This is a genomic window from Luteococcus struthionis (genome assembly GCF_048595755.1).
In the GTDB taxonomy this organism is placed as follows: Bacteria; Actinomycetota; Actinomycetes; order Propionibacteriales; family Propionibacteriaceae; genus Luteococcus.
The window spans coordinates 1,627,689-1,645,148 of the sequence record NZ_CP184360.1 but is presented as its reverse complement, the minus strand read 5'-3'; the positions used below and the strand labels follow the sequence as shown (position 1 = coordinate 1,645,148).

Sequence of the window (17,460 nt, the reverse complement as noted above, 5' to 3'; positions counted from 1 at the left end):
GCGTGCAGGACGGCTCAGGAGAGCAGGGCCGAGGCGGCCAGCACCAAGGGCACCAGGAAGGCCCCGGCGGCCAGGTTGGCCACTGCCAGCGGCTTGCGGTCCTGCACGACGCTGACCCAGGCCCCGGCCAGGCCCAGCAGGGCGATGAGCACCATGAACAGCATCGGCACGATCTCGCCGACGTGATGCGTCACGGGCAGCACGACGGCGCACAGCACGGCGGCCGCGATGGTGGCCAGTGGGAGCCAGCGGGGTCCGCCTTCGGGGCGGCCAGGCTGGGGCTGCAGGGGTGGGGTGGCCATCAGATTCCCGCGTAGGAGTGCAGGCCGCTGAAGACCAGGTTCACGCCGACGAAGTTGAACCAGAAGCTCACCACGCCGATGATCGCGATCACCGCGGCGGCCACGCCGCGCCAGCCGGCGGTGGCCCGGGCGTGCAGGTACATGGCGTAGATCACCCAGGTGACCAGGCTCCAGGTCTCCTTGGGGTCCCAACCCCAGAAGCGCCCCCAGGCGTATTCGGCCCAGATGGAACCGGCGGCGATGGTGAAGGTCCACAGTGGGAAGGCGAAGGCGTGCATCCGGTAGGAGAAGGTGTCCATCGCCTTGGCGCTGGGCAGCTTGGCCAGGTAGCCGCTGCGTTCGCCGCCGCGCTGCTCGGCGCGGTGCTGGAAGATGTAGATGATGGCGGCCATGCCACCCACGTTGAAGGCGGCACCGGCGATGGCGGCGGCGACGATGTGGATGATGAACCAGACCGAGTGCAGTGCCGGGACCAGCGGCGCGACCGCGACGTAGAAGACGGTGGCAGCCAGCCCATTGCCGACGGCCAGCAACAGGGACATGGGCAGGCCCAGCCAGCGCATGTCCTTGGTGAAGGCCAGCACCAGGTAGACCAGCACGGCGAACAGCAGCGACGAGATGGTGAACTCGTACATGTTGCCCCAGGGGAAGCGCTCGGCGGCCACGCCGCGCAGCACGGTGCCCACCAGGTGCGCCAGGAACCCGACCACCGTCAGGCCCAGCCCCATGCGTCCGTACATGTCCACCCGAACCAAGGACTTCTCACGCTCCGGGGTGAGGGGCTCGTCGTCGCCGACGACCGGCAGACCGCGCGCGGCAGCCCACTCCATGGAGTGCGCCATGAAGGCGATCAGGTAGACCACCGCGGCGGTGACGATCCCCAACGCCGAGAGTTCCTCGATTCTCACTTCTTCTCCTTGCTGTGCTCGCCGGCGGTGCCCGCGGCGGCTGCGGCCAGTTCGTCCACGTGTTCGGTCAGCCCGGTGCGGGCATCGGCGCGGTCCAGACCGGCCACCTCGATCTGCTGGCTGCCATCCTGCGCCACTCGGGTGCGCACCCACAAACGGCGCGGGCGGACGAACAGGCTCAGGCACAGGCCGATGATGCCGGCGGCCACCGAGCCGAAGAGCAGCGGCAGGCCCGGAGCCCGGCTGATCTGCACCTTGCTCCAGCGCGACCAGCCGTCGAAGGTGACGCTGCCCTTGCCGTCGGGCAGGTCGAAGCCCTGCCCGGGCTCCAGCATGAAGCGGACGATGTCGCCATCCTGGGTGAACTGCGTCATGTCGCTGGTGTCCAGCGCGTAGATGTTCTCGGGCTTGCCGGTCTCCTGCTTCGGCGGGCCGTACCAGGCGTTGAGGAAGAGCTTGGGGTTGAAGGCGTCGGGGAAGATCGACTGGCCCATCATCCCTTCCTCGGGGGCGGTGGGCAGGAAGACGCCCTGCATCGCCAGGCGCTCGGGGCGAGCGTCGGGGGCCTTGATGACGCCCGAGGAAGTGAAGTTGCCGTCCTGCGGCAAGAAGACCACCGGGCCTGACCAGGCGGCCTCTCCCTTGCCGTCGGTGACGGTGACGTGGGCGGCGTAGCCGTGGCCGATCAGGTGGACCTTGTTGCCGGCGACCGTCACGGGATGGTTCACCCGCACCGTCTCCGAGCGGGTGCTCTCCCCCTCGTGGACGTCGATCTCCGCGCGGAACTCGCGGGCGGCGCCACGTTGCACCTGGCCGGTCTCGAACTTCACGATGAAACGCTTGAGGTCCATGGTGAAAGGCGTGAGGTTGTCGGTGTCCACCCAAGAGCCGGCGCGGTACTCGTCGTACTGCGTGATGGAGTTGCTGAAGCCCTGGCCCTCCACCATGATCGTCGAGCCCTTGAAGCCCAGCAGGTTGTTCCAGGCCACGCCCAACAGCATGACCACCAGGCTGAGGTGGAAGAGCAGGTTGCCGAACTCGCGCAGGTAGCCACGCTCGGCGCTGATCCCCTCGGTGCCGTCGTCCAGCGTGGTGCGCTCGGTGCGGAAGCGACGCTTGCGCAGCCACTGTTCGGCGCGGTCCAGGCCGTCACCCTCGGTGGCTGCCACCAGCCGGTGCTCCGGCAAGCGGTCCAGCCGCGACGGGATGCGCGAGGGGCGTCCCCGCACCGCTTTCCAGTAGACGCGGATGCGCGGCACGATGCAGCCGATCAGGCTGCCGGTCAGCAACAGGTAGATCGCACTGAACCAGGGCGAGGTGTACACGTCGTACATGCCCAGGGGCTCGTAGAAGCGGTCGAGACCGGGATTGTTCTCCTTGAAGTCGCTCACCTTGATGGCCGACTGGCTGCGCTGCGGGATCACCGAGCCGGGGATGGCGCCCAGGGCCAGCAGGAAGAGCAGCGTCAGGGCGGTGCGCATGCTGGTCAGCTGCGTCCAGGCCCAACGCAGCAGCTCGCCTGGCCGCATGGCCTGCGGTCGGGTCTGGCTCGTGCTCATCGATTCCTCTCGGCTCTCGACACCGTGCTCGACGGCGACGTGCTCGGCAACACTGGTGTGCGGTGTGTTCGCATCAGATCGGGGTGCCCCAGTTGACGGCCCACTGGCGCAGGATGGCCATGGCGGCATCCCACAGGCCGCTCACCAGCATGACACCCACCACCACCATCAGCCCGCCTCCCAGGCGCTGCACCAGCCGCTGATGGTTCCTGACCCAGCCGATCGCGCCGGCCATCCGCGACATGGCCAACCCGGCCACGACGAAGGGCAGGCCAAGACCCAGGGCATAGCAGAAGGCCAGCAGGGCGCCTCGGCTTTGTGAGGCCTCGTTGAAGGACAAGCCGAGCACCACGCTCAGGGCGGGCCCGATGCAGGGGGTCCAGCCGACGCCGAAGACCATTCCCAGCAGCGGGGCGGCCATCAGTCCCAGGCGGGGCAGCCGGTGCACCCGCAGGTCTCGCTGGCCGATCGGCACCAGGCCCATGAAGACGAGGCCCAGCAGGATGGTCAGCACGCCCACACCGATGTTGATGCCGCGCTGGTGCTGGATCAGCGAGGCACCGATGCCGCCGACCAGGGCGCCGGTGGCGACGAAGACGACGGCGAATCCCAGCACGAACAAGACGGTGCCCAGCAACATCCGTCCCCGTCGGCTGCCTTCCTGCACCTCCGAGGCGCTCAGCCCCGTGGCGAAGCTCAGGTAGCCGGGCAGCAAGGGCAGCACGCAGGGTGAGAAGAAGCTGACCAGACCCGCGAGCACGGCCACCGGAATCGCCAGCAGCATGGTGCCCCCCATGGCAGACTCCACCCAGCCCTGCAGCAGCACCGGCCCCACCGGCACGGCAGGCAACAGTTCACCCATCGTCGTCCTACTTGCCGGCCGCGATGTCTTCGACGGTGCCCACCAGGGTGCTGGCGGTGGTCTCGCCCAGCACTCGCGCGGCCATGCGCCCCTTGGTGTCGATCACCAGGGTGCTGGGGATGGCCTTGGGCGGCAGAGCGCCGAACTTGAGCAGCAGTTCGCCCTTGGGATCGTGGATGCTCGGGAAGGGCAGCCCGAAACTGCGCACGAAGGCCTGGGCCTGTGCCTTGTTCAGGTCTCGGGTGTTCAGTCCGATGAACTGGGCCTTGCCCTTGGTCTGCTGGGCGGCCTTCACCAGCTGCGGCGCCTCGTGGCGGCATGGCGAGCACCACGAACCCCACACATTGAGCACCACCACCTGACCGGTGAAGTCGGCCAGCGAGAGCTTCTTGCCGTCGAGGGTCTCACCGGCCAGCTCCGGCACCGGCTTGCGATCGCCGGGGGCGATGCGGGTGTAGCTGCCGTCGCCGGTGGCAAACCCCTCCTCCTCGCTGGCCCCGCTGGAGTCGGTGCAGGCAGCCAAGCCCAGCAGCGGCAGGCCGGCGCACAGCCTGAGCAGGTCGCGACGCCGATGACCAGCCCGGCCGAGCGGGGCGAAGTCGTCCATCGTCACAGCGCCTTGCGGGCGGCGGCGGCCGCCTTGGGCAGGGCCTCGACGATCCGGTCGACCACATTCATGTCATGGGCGGCCGACAGGAACCAGCACTCGTAGCCGGACGGGGGCAGGTAGATCCCCTGGTCGAGCATGGCGTGGAAGAAGGCCGCGAAGGCCGCATCGCTCTGCTCCTGCGCCTGGATGTAGTTGGTCACCGGCCCCTCGGTGCCCAGGAAGACGCTGAACATGCTGTTGGCGGTGTTGATGGTGTGCGGCACGCCGAAGGCCGACAGCGCGGTGTGCACCGACTTCTGCAGTGCCTCCGAGATCGAGCCGAGGTGCGCGTAGACGTCCTCGGTGCACAGCTTCAACGTGGTGGCACCGGCCACCGAGGCGACGGGGTTCCCGCTCAGGGTGCCAGCCTGGTAGACCCCGCCGACGGGCGACAGGTGCAGCATCAGCTCGGCGCGACCGCCGAAGGCCGCCGTCGGGAAGCCACCACCCATCACCTTGCCGAAGGTCATCAGGTCTGGCTCGACGCCGTCCTTGCCAAACTGGCCGCTGCGGGTGACGCGGAAGCCGGTCATCACCTCGTCGCTGACGAACAGCGCGCCGTGCTCGTTGGCGATCCGCTTGAGGAAGGCGTTGAAGTGCTCGCCCTTCTCGGTGCCGGGCTCGATGACACCCATGTTGCCGGGCGCAGCCTCGGTGATGATGCACGCGATCTGGTCACCGTGCTCGGCGAAGATCTTCTCCACCGCTGCGCGGTCGTTGTAGGGGGCCACCAGGGTGTCCTCGGCGACGACACCGGGCACACCGGGACTCGACGGGATGGCTCGGCTGGCCGCATCGCCCAGTGTCGCGACGCCGGAGCCCGCAGCCACCAGCAACGAGTCGACGTGACCGTGGTAGCAGCCAGCGAACTTCACGATCTTGCTGCGGCCGGTGATGCCGCGGGCCAGCCGCAGCACGCTCATCGTGGCCTCGGTGCCCGAGTTGACCAGCCGCACCATCTCGATCGGAGTGCGCTCGACGATGAGTTCCGCCAGCTCCACCTCGAGTTCGGTGGGAGCACCGAAGGAGGTGCCGCGCGCGGCGGTGGCCTGCACCGCGTCCAGCACCTGCGGATGCGCGTGGCCGAGGATCATCGGCCCCCACGAACCCACCAGGTCGACCAGCTCGTTGCCGTCGGAATCGGTGACGAAGGCGCCCTTGGCGCTGGTGATGAACCGGGGTGTGCCGCCTACGGCACGGTAGGCGCGCACCGGCGAGTTCACCCCGCCGGGAATGACCTTCTGGGCACGCTCGAACAACTGGTCGGAGGCAGGCACGGGTTGCATGACCGCCAGCCTATGCGGGCTTCAGGTACGACACGAATCCACGGACGCATGCTGAACCGCCCACCGGAACCCGATTCAGAAGGGCACCCCGCACTGCAGCACCACATTCGCGTAACTGGTGGTCTCACCCGTGCGCAGCACGAAGGCGGCCGACGCGATGCGTTGCTTCAGCTCATCGTGGCTGATGGTGTGGACCTCGTCGATGCGCTGGGCCACCCACTCCTGCGGAGCTTGCCCCACCGCTTCCTCTGCGATCCAGGCGCGCTCCACCACCAGTTCTCCCAGCACGGCATCCAGCGCCTCGGTGAATCGAGGCACGCCGAAGACCAAGGCCAAGTCCACCACGGGAATCTCCGAGGGAACCGGCAGCCCACAGTCGGCCACCACGACGGTGTCCAGATGCCCAAGCCTCGCAAGCCGCGCCGACAGGGCAGGATTCAATACTCCATGCTTCTTCATCATTGCCTTTCTGGCTGGTCCGGGGAATCGACCATGGCCCAGTACGAGGACTGTGCCCCGCGGTGCTCCACGGTCGAGGCTGCCGCAGCAGCCGCGTGGCGACAGGCGGCCTGGAGGTTCTTCCCGAGGGCAAGATCAGCCGCCAGCGTCCCGACGAAGGCGTCACCCGCCCCGGTGGAATCGACCGCCTCGACTCGGATCGAGGCGACCTCGAGGATCCCCGACGAGTCACCCACCAGGGCGCCTCGGGAACCGAGCGTCATGACGACGCTGGGGCACCCCTGCCCCATGAGCTCGCTAACCAATTCTTGCTCCTCGTCGATCGCTGGATGACCGGGATCGAGCAGGCGCAGCGCCAGTCGTGCTTCGTGTTCGTTGACCACCAACGGATCGGCGCGCAGGATCGTCTCTCGTCGCACCCCCACCACAGGCGCCAGGTTCAACACCAAACGCCCCTTCGTCCTGGCCGCGACGTGGTCGATGGTTTCGACCGGGATCTCCCCCTGCATGACGACGACCTCGTCACCGGTCTGGTCCAACCACTGTTCGACCCGATCGGGACTCAGGCTGGCATTGGCCCCCGGAATCACGATGATCTGGTTCTCACCGGCCGCGTCAACCATCACCAAGGCGATACCAGTCGCCCCGCTCTCGACATGCAGCCGTTCGAGGTGCACGCCGGCTTCCCTCAGGAAACGCAGGGCGGCATCTGCTGCAGCATCGTCACCGACCGCCCCGATCATGCTCACCTGCGCACCTTGGAGGCGCGCGGCCAGGGCCTGGTTGGCCCCCTTGCCACCGGGGGCAAGGACCCCGCCCCGCCCATTGAGGGTCTCCCCGGGCTGGGGAAAGCGATCCACCTCCACTCCCAGATCGGCATTGATGGAACCAACCACGACCACGGTCCCGGCCACGTCATCCTCCTCCCGTCGAAGGCACAAGCCCTCGACTGCTGGTGCTTACTTGTATTCCGCGACGTTCTGCTTGGTGACCGTGACGACGTCGATCGGCACCGACTTCTCGGCAGCCTCACCCTTCGCGATAACCGCTGCCTGTTCCACGGCAGAGGCACCGAGCTTGTCCGGCTGCTGGGCGATGGTGCCGTTCAACTTGCCACTCTCGATGGCCTTGATGCCGTCGGCGGTGCCGTCGAAGCCGACGATCTTGATGGCGCTGCCCGCCTTGCCCCCAACAGCCTCACTCGCTCCGAGGGCCATCTCGTCATTCTCGGCGAACACACCCACGGCATTGGGATGTGCCTGCAGCAAGTTGGTCGTGACGTCAAGAGCCTTGGCGCGGTCGAAACCAGCAGTCTGCTTGGCAACTACCTTGATGTTGGTGTGCTTGGCGATCTCCTCGGTGAAGCCCTTGCCACGGTCGCGGCTGGCAGAAGTGCCTGCTGTTCCCTGCAGGACGATGACCTCACCCTTGTCCCCCAGCACCTTGGCCAGCTCCTGGGCAGCCTGCGCACCGCCGGCCACGTTGTCAGAGGAGACAAAGGAGGCGACTTCGGCGTTGTTCACGCCGCGATCCACGGCCACGACCGGGATCTTCGCCGTGTTGAGGGCCTTGACGGCCGGGGTGACGGCATCGGAATCAGTCGGGTTGACGATCACTGCATCGAAGTCACCGGTGGCGGCATTGTTCAACTGGTTGGTCTGCGTGGCCGGATCATCGGAGGCATCTTGCACCTGCAGCTCGACGCCGAGTTCCTCGGCCTTCTTCTGGGCTCCGTCGCGCAGCTGCACGAAGAAGGGGTTGGTCTGGGTGGACAAGGCCAGCATGACCTTGGGCTTGTCGGAGGAACCACCGGCGTCGGTGGCCTCTCGGTTGCAACCGGCCGTGCCGGTGAGCACCAGCGCGGAGACGGCTGCAGTGGCAAGGATCTTCTTGAAGGAGGACATCGGTGTCCCTTTCTGGTTGGTTGTCAGCGTCGTGGATTAGTCCGAGGAGCGGGTGTCAGCGGGTCTTGCGGTTGCGGATCACGTCGAAGCCGACGGCTACGGCGATGACCAGGCCGATGACGACCTGCTGCCAGAAGGAGGAGACGTTCATCAGGTTGAGGCCGTTGCGGATGACGGCCAGGAGGATGGCGCCGATCAGGGTTCCGGTGGCCGAGCCTGCCCCACCGGAGAGGGAGGCCCCACCGATCACGCAGGCGGCGATCGCGTCCATCTCGTAACCGGCTGCCGCCTGCGGCTGTGCCGAGGACAGGCGTCCAGCCAGCACCAGGCCAGCCAGCGCGGCGAACAGACCCGACAACGCGTAGACCTGCACGAGATTGCGAGCCACCGGAATGCCGGAAAGACGGGCCGCCTCTTCGTTGCCGCCAATGGCGTACATGCTGCGACCCAGCACGGTGCGCGACAGGATGAACCAGCACAACAGTCCAGCCACGGCCATGGCGAGGATCGGCACCGGCAGTGCCCCCACATTGGATCCCAGTGTGTTGACGGCACCGGCGGTCGGGAGCGGAGTGCCGTCAGAGATGACCAGGGTGAGGCCTCGAGCCACGCTCATCATGGCAAGGGTCGCGATGAAGGCAGGCAGCTTGCCGTAGGCGGTCGCCAGGCCCGAGATCGCACCGGCCAACAAGCCGACGAGCAGGCCCACCACCAGGGTGAGCCAGCCCGGAAGGCCAGCATTCGCGAACATCCACGCCGAGCTCATGGCGCCCAGCGCAGCCACCGCACCCACCGAGAGGTCGATGCCCGCGGTCACGATCACGAAGGTCATGCCGAAAGCGAGGATGGCCGTGACCGCCGATTGGATGCCGATGTTGATCAGGTTGGGAACGGTCAGGAACCGTGGGGTCGCGATGAACAGTGCCAGGCACAGGACGACGAGGCCCACGAGGGCTCCGTTGTTCAGCAGGAAACTGCTCACGCCGCCAAGTCGGCGGGACTGCGGTACGGATGTGGTGGCGCTTGTCATGCCTTGCTCGTTTCAGTGTCGATGGAGTCATTGGTGTGGGGTGCGAGGTCGATTCCGGCATTGCTGACGGCCAGCGCCATGACGGAATCCTGGGTTGCCTCCTTGGCCTCCACCTCGCCGGTGATACGACCGCCGCTCATGACCAGGATGCGGTCGCTCATCCCGAGCACTTCGGGCAGTTCACTGGAGACCATGAGCACGGCACCGCCGCGCGCCGTGATCTCGTTGATGAGTTCGTAGATCTCAACCTTGGCGCCGACGTCGACACCGCGAGTTGGTTCGTCGAGCAGCAGGATGCTGGAGTGTGCCTGCACCCAGCGCCCGAAGACGACCTTCTGCTGATTGCCTCCGGACAAGTGGCGCACTCGCTGGTCAAGACCGGCCATGCGCACTCGCAGCGTCTGGGCAACATCACCGGCACGCTTGCGCTGTCCCTTGAGGTCCGCCAGGCCAGCCTTGCTCGTGCTGGCCAAGGTGGCATAGCCGAGGTTCTCGGCGACCGAGCTGTCCAGTACCAGCCCCTGCCCCTTGCGATCCTCCGGAATCTGTCCCAACCCGGCACGAATGGCTCTCGCCACATCGTGGGGCGGCAGGACCTCACCCTTTACCCGTACGGAGCCGGAGTCGTAGGGATCAGCTCCGAAGATGGCCCGGAGCACCTCGGTGCGTCCGGCGCCGACAAGCCCCGCGACGCCCACGACCTCACCAGCACGCACGGTGAAGCTGATGTCCTCGAAGCGACCGGCTGCGGTCAGTGAGTCGACTTCCAACAGAGCCTGCCCGGGCTCGGTGCGCTGGCGCGGAAACTGTTCATCGATGTCTCGTCCCACCATCAGACGGATCAGTTCCTCGGACGGGGTCGAGGCCGGCACATCGGCCACCTGATCCCCATCACGAAGCACTGTCACCCTGTCGCCGATGGCAGCCAGTTCGTCGAGATGGTGCGAGATGAATGCCATCGCCACTCCGTTGGCCTTCAGGTCTGTCATGACGTTGAACAGCTGCTCGATCTCACGTCCGGTGAGAGCGGCGGTGGGCTCGTCCAGAACCAGGATGCGAGCATCCATGCTGAGCGCCTTGGCGATCTCCACCAGTTGCTGACGCGCCACACCAAGGCTTCCAACCCGGGCGTCGAGGTCGACATCCAGTCCGATGCGATCCAGGGCCTGGCGTGCCTGACGCCGCAGTTCCCTGCGACTCACCATGCCCAGACGTGAAGGAGTGCGCCCCAGCAGGACATTTTCCGCCACCGTCATGTTCGGAGCCAGGTTCAACTCCTGATGGATGGTGGCAATCCCCAGCTGTTCGGCTGAGCGGACATTGGGAATCACCGTTTCGCGTCCATCAACCAAGATGCGACCGCGATCTGGCTGGTGGATTCCGGAGATCATCTTGATGAGGGTGGACTTCCCCGCGCCGTTCTCACCAAGCAAGACCTGCACCTGCCCGGGGCGAAGCTCGACGGTGACGTCCTCGATGACTCGCACGGGTCCGAATGACTTGGACACCTTGTCCAGGACCAGCACCGGATCGGTGGCCGGCACCTGTGCAGAACTATTCATGCTGTGGCTCCTGTTTCGCTGGCAAGCGGATGGGTGGACGATCTGGTGACGAGTCGGGTCGGCAGCCTGACGGGCTCCGGGGATTCCCCGGCAATGACCCGTTGCAGCAGCTGTGCGGCGATGCGGCCCATGCCCGCGACATCCTGGGACACCGTCGTGAGCGAGGGATCGAGCAACCGGAACAGACGCAGGTCGTCGAAACCAACCAGGTCAATGTCGTGCCCGATGCGCAGGTGCCGTGCCTGACAGGCGTCCAAGGCGCCCAGCGCCATCGGGCTGTCTGCTGCAAACAGGGCCGTGGCCCCTCGTTCGATCAATTCGACTGCGGCGATCTCGCCGGAGGTCTGTTGGAAATCACCATGAAGGACCAGCCGAGGATCCGCGTCGAGGCGGAACTCGGCCACCGCGTCCTCCCAGGCACGCAGCCGCTCCCGGCCGGAGGACACCTGCTGCGGTCCCGAGATGTATCCGACGCGTCGGTGTCCAAGCCCACTGAGGTGCTCGGCCACCTGGTGGATTCCCGGCCGCGGATCCGACGTGACCGACGGGATAGTGATGCCTTCCACCGTGCGGTCCACGAAGACTGCCGGGACGCCATCCTCCAGCAGGGCTTCGATGGCTTCCGTCGCTCCCCCCTGCGGCGCCAGCGCCAACCCGTCCACCCGGTGGGAGCGCAGCGAGTCCAGGTAGCGGTTCTGTTGAACCGTGTCCTCATTGGCATTGCCCAGGAAGGTGGTGAAGCCTCCCGCCAAGGACTCCTGCTCGAAGGAGTGTGCCAACTCCGCAAAGAAGGGGTTGCGCACGTCGGGGATGAGCAAGCCCACGGTCTGGGTCCGGGCACTCCTCAATGACTGGGCCTGACTGTTGGGGTGGTAGTCCAGTCGCCGCGCGGCGGCGAGCACCCGTTCACGTGTGTCCGACGAGATGGGGCCCGAGCTGGTCAGGGCACGCGAGGCTGTGCCGAGGCCAACCCCGGCCTCACGCGCCACGTCCTTGATCGTTGCCTTCGCCATTGCTCGTCCTTGAGTCCTGGTTCTCGAAGTGCTGGTCTTCCAGCCAAGATGGAAACGTTTCCATCAATCGATGGCGTAAACCTACGCCGCCTGAACGACGGAGTCAATACTCAGCTTGGAAGATCAGTCGAAAAGTCCGAGAACATCCCACCGTGACAAGGGCGTCGCGACTTTCCTGAAGATCCGGGAATCCGCCTGTCGCGGGGTCAGCGCCGGTGACGCTGCGCCCATTCAAGAGCCCAGTAGGTCAGGGTGATGTCCGCGCCTGCGCGTCGGATCGCGAGCAGGCTCTCGTCGATGGTGCGGTCACGATCCAGCCAACCATTGGCGGCTGCAGCCTCGACCATCGAGTACTCACCCGAGACGTTGTAGGCGGCCACCGGCACGTCGACGGAGTCCCGCACCACGCGAAGCACGTCCAGGTACGGCAGGGCCGGCTTGACCATGACGATGTCTGCACCCTGCTCGATGTCCAGGAAGACCTCGCGCAGCGATTCACGCACATTGGCGGGATCCTGCTGGTAGGTCTTGCGGTCACCCTGCAGCGAACTGCCCACCGCCTCGCGGAAGGGGCCGTAGAAGGCACTCGCGTACTTGGCGCCGTAGGCCATGATCGCCACCTCGGGATGGTCGGCATCGTCGAGCGCCTCGCGGATCGCCAGCACCTGGCCGTCCATCATGCCGCTGGGGCCCACCACGTGCACCCCACACTCGGCGTGCATGCGGGCCATCTCTGCATAGAGCAGGACGGTCAGATCGTTGTTGACCACGCCGTCGGGGTTGACCACGCCGCAGTGTCCATGGTCGGTGAACTCGTCCAGGCACACGTCGCTCATCACCAACAGGCTGTCGCCGACCTCCTGGCGCACGGCGCGGATCGCACGGTTCAGGATGCCGTTCTCGTCCAGCGCCTGGCTGCCGTTGGCGTCCTTGTCCTCGTCCTTGGGCACGCCGAAGAGCATGATCCCGGCCAGCCCTGCCTCGGCACACTCCACGGCAGTGCGCTTGATGGTGTCCATGGTGTGCTGCACCACGGACGGCATCGAGCCGATCGGGCGCGGTTCGCTGATTCCGTCAGCGACGAAGGCGGGCAGGATCAGCTGCCGCGCCTCGACGCTGTGCTCGCTGACCATGCCTCGCATGGCCGGACTGGTACGCAGACGACGGGGGCGATTGATCATTGGACCATCCTATGCCGCCGTAGGCGGAACAGGGCTCACTTGCTGGCAGCGCGGCGTCGACGACGAGTCTCGCTCGGCTTGGTGACCGGGCGCCCCTCCTCGATCAGCTCGGCACGACGACGCAGCGCGAACTCCGCCAAGGCGTCAACCAGCTCGATCGCGCCGGGCCGGGGCGCCTGCACGTCCACCCGCAGGCCGTGCTCCTCACAACCCTTGGCGGTCTGCGGCCCGATGGCGGCGATCACGGTGTGGTTGTGCGGCTTGCCGGCGATGCCGACCAGGTTGCGCACCGTCGACGAGGAGGTGAAGACCGCGGCGTCGAACTTGCCGGTCTTGATCGCCTCGCGCGTCTCGGCGGGCGGCGGGGCCGCTCGCACCGTGCGGTAGGCGGTGACCACGTCCACCTCCCACCCGAGCTCGGTCAGCCCGTCGACGAGCACCTCGGTGGCAATGTCGGCGCGCGGCAGGAAGACCCGATTGATCGGGTCGAGAACGTCGTCGTAGGCGGGGAACTCTGCCGCCAGACCGGCAGCCGAGTGTTCCCCCAGTGGAACCAGGTCAGGCTTGATGCCCCAGTTCTGCAGCGCATTGGCGGTGGCATTGCCGACGGCTGCGATGCGCAGACCGCTGAAGGCGCGGGCGTCCAAGCCGTACTCCTCCAGGCGCTCCCGCACCGCACGCACGGCGTTGACGCTGGTGAAGGCGACCCATTCGTAGCTGCCCTCCACCAGGCCACGCACGGCCTTGTCCATCTGCTGCGGGGTCCGGGGAGGTTCCACGCTGATGGTGGGCACCTCTTCGGCGTGTGCCCCGTACATCTCCAGCCGCGCCACCATCTCACCGGCCTGGTCCTTGGTGCGCGGCACCAGCACCCGCCAGCCGAACAACGGCTTGCGCTCGAACCAGTCGAGGTCTTCGCGCGGGCTCTCCGCCACGGCCGCGCCGATGATCACGTGCACCGACGCCTCGGGGTCCAGGGTGCGGGCCACGCGCGGGAGCTCCTTCAGGTGCACCTGACGGGAATGCTGCTGGGTGCTGCCCCCGGAGAAGGTGAGCAGGACCTGCTCGTCGGGGGTGCGGCCAGAGGCCAGGGCGTGCTCGTGGATCGCCGACAGCTGTGAGGCGTTGGCGTGCACCACCAGGGTTCCGTGGCTGGCCCAGTGCTCCAAGCGCTCCGGCTCGGGCTCCTGGCCGGGACGCCCCAGGGTGCGGATCAGCTGCACGCCACCGACGTCCAGCGCGATTCCCGCATACTCGGGAACCGCGGTCATGGAGGAGATGCCGGGCACGATCTCGATGTCGAGCCCCGCCTGGGCACAGGCGGCTGCCTCACGCGAGACGCCACCGTCGAGGAAGGGGTCGCCGGCCACCAGCCGCACCACGTCGGAGCCGCTGTCGGCGGCCTCGAGAACGGCTTGTACCCTCGCCTTGACGGGCGCCGCAGGAGCCTGTTCGGAGACCCCGAAGCTGGAGACACGCACCCGCGAATCCGTCGTCACCAGGGGATGGGCGAGCAGCTCACGAAGCTGGTCGTCGTCGACCAGGATGGTGCCGGCCTCGGCGAGGGCATCGATGGCCGCCAAGGTGAGCAGATTGGGGTCGCCCGGCCCGGCGCCGACGAACAGCACCCTGCCCTGGGCGCTCTGGGGCTCGGGCGCGCTGTCCTTGTTCACCGTGTTTCTTCCACCTTCTCGTCAAGTCCACCCTGGACGCTGGGCAACACTTCGCGTGCCAGCCCTGCCCCCACGGCCTCCGCCTCGGCAGCGCGACCGGTGCGCATCGCCGAGACCACAGCTGAATCGTTGGTCGATTGTGTCCCAGCGACCGCCTGCATGGTCAAATCCTCACCCTGCACCACGGCGTGGGCACCCACCGGCGCCAGACAGCCCGCCTCCAGCGTCGAGAGGAAGCAGCGCTCCGCGGTGACGGCTGCGCGGGTGGCGGCGTGGTCCAGCTCTGCCAGGGCGGTGAGCACCTCGTCGCTGGCATCCTCGCGGCACTCGACGCCCAACGCGCCCTGACCGGCGGCAGGCAGCATCAGCTCGGTGGACAGCAGGCGGGCCCGCAGGTCCTGCACCTGGACGTCCTGGCTCTGGGTCACCGGCGTGGTCACCTGCTCTGCCTCTAGGCGCCCCAATCGCAGCAGACCGGCCGCGGCCAGCAGGGTTGCGCCCACCTCACCCTGACGCACCAGGTCGAGCCGGGTGTCCACATTGCCGCGGATCGGCACGACGGTGATCTTCACGCCACGTTGGGCGGCCAACGCCTCCAGCTGCACGGCGCGACGCGGGGAGCCGGTTCCCACCACGGTGCCGTCCTGCCACTGGTCGATGTCCAGCCCCACCAGCACGTCGCGGACATCCTCACGCTCGGGAATGGCGGCGATGGTCAGCCCCGGGGCGGCAGCCACCGGAAGGTCCTTCAAGGAGTGCACGGCCACGTCGATGCTCTGGTCACGCAGGCGATCGCGCAGGGCCGTGGCAAAGATGCCCGTGCCACCGATCTCGGTGAGGCGACGACGGTCGACATCACCCAAGGTGTCGATGCCGATCACCTCGCACTCGTGCCCGAGGGCGACGAGCCGTTGCGCCGTCCACTGGGCCTGGGCGACGGCCAAGGGCGAACGACGGGCTCCGATGCGGATCATGCAGTGACTTCTTCCTGTACAGCGATGAGAGTCGGGGCCGGAGTGGGGACCCCGTCGACCTTTTCGGAGACCGCTCGCTGGGCTTCGGGCGGGCAGTCCTCCGGATCGCTCAGGGCGATCTCGCGCCCTTCGAGCGCGAACAAGGTCCTGAGCACGGCAGCGTAGTCCACCGGGTCGTCACCGCCGGAGAACTCGCGCACACGGACGGTCGGAGAGTGGATCAGCTTCTCGGCCACCCGATTGAGGGCGTTGTGGATCTGCGCCTCGGCCGCGTCGTCGAGCTGCGGCAGGCGCCGACGCAGGCGCTTCATCTCGCTCTCCACCACACCACTGGCCATCTGGCGCAGGGCGACGACGGTGGGCGTGACGGCCTGGGCCCGCTGCTTGGCCAGGAAGGCCGTCACCTCGAAGCCGACCAGGCTGCGTGCCGCCTCGACGTCGAGCTCGTCCTGCCCCTCGCCCTCCTTGAGGCTGGCCAGGTTCACCAACCGCACTCCCCTGCTGGTGACGTCCTCGTTCACGTCCGGCGGCATCGCCAGGTCGATGACGACGCTGGGGGCCGGGCCGTCGCCCAGTGTCTGGGCGCTGATCAGGCTGCCGGAGGCGCCGGTGCAGGTGACCACGACGTCGTGCTCGGCCACCGCGGCATCCAATTCGTCCATGGCGATCGCGCGGCCACCCACCTCTGCGGCCAGCCGTTCGGCCTTGGCCAGGGTGCGGTTGGCGCAGTTGACGGTCGCGCCCTGCGTGGCCAGGGTGCGCGCCGCCAGACCCGCCATGGCCCCGGCACCCACCACCAGGCAGGAGGCTCCAGCCACCTCGAACTCGCCGTCCAACTGGTGCAGCGCGGCCGACAGCACCGACCGTCCGGCAGCGCCGATGGAGGTCTCGGACTGCACTCGCTTGCCGACGCGCAGCGCGGTCTGGAAGAGCTGGTTGATGGCGGGGCCCGAAGTACGGTCCTCCTGCGCCGAGGAGAGCGCCTCGCGCACCTGCCCCAGGATCTGGTTCTCCCCCACGACCAGCGAGTCCAAACCGGCCACCAGACCGAAGCAGTGCTTGACGGCCGCCTCGTCGTAGTAGACCCGGCAGGCCTCGGGCAGCTCTTCGCGGGTGACGCCGGCGCGCTGGGCCAGCGGCTGGGCAACGGCCTCCAGGCCGGCGTGGAAGCGGTCGGTGTCCAGGTAGACCTCGGTGCGGTTGCAGGTGGACAGCACCAGGGCCTCCTTCACGTGGGCTGCACCGACGAGCTGGTGGGCCAGTCGACGGCTGGTCTCCTGGTCCATCGACGTACGCGCCAGCAGATCAAGGTCTGCGGTGCGGTGGTTGATGCTGACGGCGAGCAGAGTCACTGGGAACACTCCTGCGCAGGCTGGTTGACGGTGGTGCCGGCCTGTACGGCAACGCGACGCGCCTCGTGGAAGGCGAGAATGTGCAATTCCTGGGAGAGGTCGACGCCGCGAACGGTGACCTCGGGGGCCACCGAGATGGCGGTGGGCGCAAAGTTGAGGATGCTGGTGATGCCAGCGGCAGCCAGCCGATCGCAGATCTCCTGCGCAGCGATGGCCGGGGTGGTGACGATGGCGATGCGGGGCTGGAGTTCCGCGACGAGACACTCCAACTGGTCCACGTGCCGCACCACCGTGCCACCGACGCAGGTGCCCACGACGGCCGGGTCGGTATCGACCAGCGCGACCAGCGAGAAGTCACGTTGCAGCAGGTCACTGTGGGTGGCCAGCGCACGGCCCAGGTTGCCCACGCCGATCATGATCACCGGCCACACGGTGCCCGATCCGACGTGCTCACCGATCTCGCGCACCAGCAGCGGCACCTCGTACCCGACGCCGCGGGTTCCATAGCTGCCGAAGTGCGACAGGTCACGGCGCAGCAGGGCCGGCTGCACGCCGGCTGCCTCGGCCAGGTCGGTGGAGCTGACCCGGGAGACGCCGTCGAGCTGAAGGGAACGGAGCACGCGCAGGTAGCCCGGCAGGCGCGCGATGGTCGCCTCCGGGATCTGCTGCACGTCAGCGCTGGTCATCACACTCCTGGTCCGCCGCGGTTGGCGCACCAATGCGCGTCCGCCACAATTCCCTTTGGA

General features: G+C 67.5%; 17 protein-coding genes. All 17 read right to left on the bottom strand.

What is annotated here, in order from left to right; genetic code table 11:
- Positions 1-14: 14 nt before the first annotated feature.
- The 17 genes from ACOAMO_RS07450 to ACOAMO_RS07370 all read right to left on the bottom strand — a co-directional run bounded on the left by ACOAMO_RS07450 (position 15) and on the right by ACOAMO_RS07370 (position 17,400).
- Complete coding sequence (locus ACOAMO_RS07450) at positions 15-302, bottom strand: hypothetical protein (RefSeq protein ID WP_420174186.1); 288 nt, start codon at positions 300-302, stop codon at positions 15-17.
- Positions 302-1,210: a c-type cytochrome biogenesis protein CcsB gene (ccsB, locus tag ACOAMO_RS07445; RefSeq protein WP_420174185.1), complete on the bottom strand. Its 909-nt coding sequence runs from the start codon at positions 1,208-1,210 to the stop codon at positions 302-304. Before ccsB ends, ACOAMO_RS07450 begins: the two co-directional genes overlap by 1 nt.
- Positions 1,207-2,769, bottom strand: a complete 1,563-nt coding sequence (gene resB / locus ACOAMO_RS07440; RefSeq protein ID WP_420174184.1) for a cytochrome c biogenesis protein ResB — start codon at positions 2,767-2,769, stop codon at positions 1,207-1,209. The genes ccsB and resB overlap by 4 nt, the downstream gene beginning before the upstream one ends.
- Before the next feature lie 73 nt (positions 2,770-2,842).
- Entirely contained in the window at positions 2,843-3,553 is a 711-nt protein-coding gene (locus ACOAMO_RS07435; RefSeq protein WP_420176983.1) for a cytochrome c biogenesis CcdA family protein, read from the bottom strand.
- 85 nt (positions 3,554-3,638) lie between these two features.
- Entirely contained in the window at positions 3,639-4,238 is a 600-nt protein-coding gene (locus tag ACOAMO_RS07430) for a TlpA family protein disulfide reductase (RefSeq protein WP_420174183.1), read from the bottom strand.
- A 2-nt stretch (positions 4,239-4,240) separates the two neighbouring features.
- Positions 4,241-5,566, bottom strand: coding sequence for a glutamate-1-semialdehyde 2,1-aminomutase (gene hemL / locus ACOAMO_RS07425; RefSeq protein WP_420174182.1), 1,326 nt, complete (start codon positions 5,564-5,566; stop codon positions 4,241-4,243).
- 75 nt (positions 5,567-5,641) lie between these two features.
- On the bottom strand, positions 5,642-6,025 hold the full coding sequence (gene rbsD, locus ACOAMO_RS07420; protein ID WP_420174181.1) for a D-ribose pyranase: 384 nt from the start codon (positions 6,023-6,025) through the stop codon (positions 5,642-5,644).
- On the bottom strand, positions 6,025-6,939 hold the full coding sequence (locus ACOAMO_RS07415) for a ribokinase (RefSeq protein WP_420174180.1): 915 nt from the start codon (positions 6,937-6,939) through the stop codon (positions 6,025-6,027). Before ACOAMO_RS07415 ends, rbsD begins: the two co-directional genes overlap by 1 nt.
- 45 nt (positions 6,940-6,984) lie before the next feature.
- On the bottom strand, positions 6,985-7,929 hold the full coding sequence (locus tag ACOAMO_RS07410; RefSeq protein WP_420174179.1) for a substrate-binding domain-containing protein: 945 nt from the start codon (positions 7,927-7,929) through the stop codon (positions 6,985-6,987).
- A 55-nt stretch (positions 7,930-7,984) separates the two neighbouring features.
- Positions 7,985-8,959, bottom strand: coding sequence for an ABC transporter permease (locus tag ACOAMO_RS07405; RefSeq protein WP_420174178.1), 975 nt, complete (start codon positions 8,957-8,959; stop codon positions 7,985-7,987).
- Positions 8,956-10,521, bottom strand: coding sequence for a sugar ABC transporter ATP-binding protein (locus ACOAMO_RS07400; protein WP_420174177.1), 1,566 nt, complete (start codon positions 10,519-10,521; stop codon positions 8,956-8,958). Before ACOAMO_RS07400 ends, ACOAMO_RS07405 begins: the two co-directional genes overlap by 4 nt.
- Complete coding sequence (locus tag ACOAMO_RS07395) at positions 10,518-11,534, bottom strand: LacI family DNA-binding transcriptional regulator (protein ID WP_420174176.1); 1,017 nt, start codon at positions 11,532-11,534, stop codon at positions 10,518-10,520. The genes ACOAMO_RS07400 and ACOAMO_RS07395 overlap by 4 nt, the downstream gene beginning before the upstream one ends.
- Positions 11,535-11,740: 206 nt before the next feature.
- Positions 11,741-12,715 (bottom strand): porphobilinogen synthase, encoded by a 975-nt coding sequence (hemB, locus tag ACOAMO_RS07390; RefSeq protein WP_420174175.1) that lies wholly within the window; start codon positions 12,713-12,715, stop codon positions 11,741-11,743.
- 35 nt (positions 12,716-12,750) lie between these two features.
- Positions 12,751-14,388, bottom strand: a complete 1,638-nt coding sequence (locus tag ACOAMO_RS07385; RefSeq protein ID WP_420174174.1) for a uroporphyrinogen-III synthase — start codon at positions 14,386-14,388, stop codon at positions 12,751-12,753.
- Positions 14,385-15,362, bottom strand: a complete 978-nt coding sequence (gene hemC / locus ACOAMO_RS07380; protein ID WP_420174173.1) for a hydroxymethylbilane synthase — start codon at positions 15,360-15,362, stop codon at positions 14,385-14,387. Before hemC ends, ACOAMO_RS07385 begins: the two co-directional genes overlap by 4 nt.
- Entirely contained in the window at positions 15,359-16,714 is a 1,356-nt protein-coding gene (locus tag ACOAMO_RS07375) for a glutamyl-tRNA reductase (protein WP_420174172.1), read from the bottom strand. The genes hemC and ACOAMO_RS07375 overlap by 4 nt, the downstream gene beginning before the upstream one ends.
- Positions 16,711-17,400 (bottom strand): redox-sensing transcriptional repressor Rex, encoded by a 690-nt coding sequence (locus ACOAMO_RS07370; RefSeq protein WP_420174171.1) that lies wholly within the window; start codon positions 17,398-17,400, stop codon positions 16,711-16,713. The genes ACOAMO_RS07375 and ACOAMO_RS07370 overlap by 4 nt, the downstream gene beginning before the upstream one ends.
- Positions 17,401-17,460: the final 60 nt, after the last annotated feature.

Bases quoted from the DNA above. Each gene is read 5' to 3' on its own strand.
- ACOAMO_RS07450 (WP_420174186.1), bottom strand. From the start codon at position 302: ATGGCCACCCCACCCCTGCAGCCCCAGCCTGGCCGCCCCGAAGGCGGA.
- resB (WP_420174184.1), bottom strand. From the start codon at position 2,769: ATGAGCACGAGCCAGACCCGACCGCAGGCCATGCGGCCAGGCGAGCTG.
- ACOAMO_RS07435 (WP_420176983.1), bottom strand. From the start codon at position 3,553: ATGCTGCTGGCGATTCCGGTGGCCGTGCTCGCGGGTCTGGTCAGCTTC.
- ACOAMO_RS07430 (WP_420174183.1), bottom strand. From the start codon at position 4,238: ATGGACGACTTCGCCCCGCTCGGCCGGGCTGGTCATCGGCGTCGCGAC.
- hemL (WP_420174182.1), bottom strand. From the start codon at position 5,566: ATGCAACCCGTGCCTGCCTCCGACCAGTTGTTCGAGCGTGCCCAGAAG.
- rbsD (WP_420174181.1), bottom strand. From the start codon at position 6,025: ATGAAGAAGCATGGAGTATTGAATCCTGCCCTGTCGGCGCGGCTTGCG.
- ACOAMO_RS07410 (WP_420174179.1), bottom strand. From the start codon at position 7,929: ATGTCCTCCTTCAAGAAGATCCTTGCCACTGCAGCCGTCTCCGCGCTG.
- ACOAMO_RS07405 (WP_420174178.1), bottom strand. From the start codon at position 8,959: ATGACAAGCGCCACCACATCCGTACCGCAGTCCCGCCGACTTGGCGGC.
- ACOAMO_RS07400 (WP_420174177.1), bottom strand. From the start codon at position 10,521: ATGAATAGTTCTGCACAGGTGCCGGCCACCGATCCGGTGCTGGTCCTG.
- ACOAMO_RS07395 (WP_420174176.1), bottom strand. From the start codon at position 11,534: ATGGCGAAGGCAACGATCAAGGACGTGGCGCGTGAGGCCGGGGTTGGC.
- hemB (WP_420174175.1), bottom strand. From the start codon at position 12,715: ATGATCAATCGCCCCCGTCGTCTGCGTACCAGTCCGGCCATGCGAGGC.
- hemC (WP_420174173.1), bottom strand. From the start codon at position 15,362: ATGATCCGCATCGGAGCCCGTCGTTCGCCCTTGGCCGTCGCCCAGGCC.
- ACOAMO_RS07370 (WP_420174171.1), bottom strand. From the start codon at position 17,400: ATGACCAGCGCTGACGTGCAGCAGATCCCGGAGGCGACCATCGCGCGC.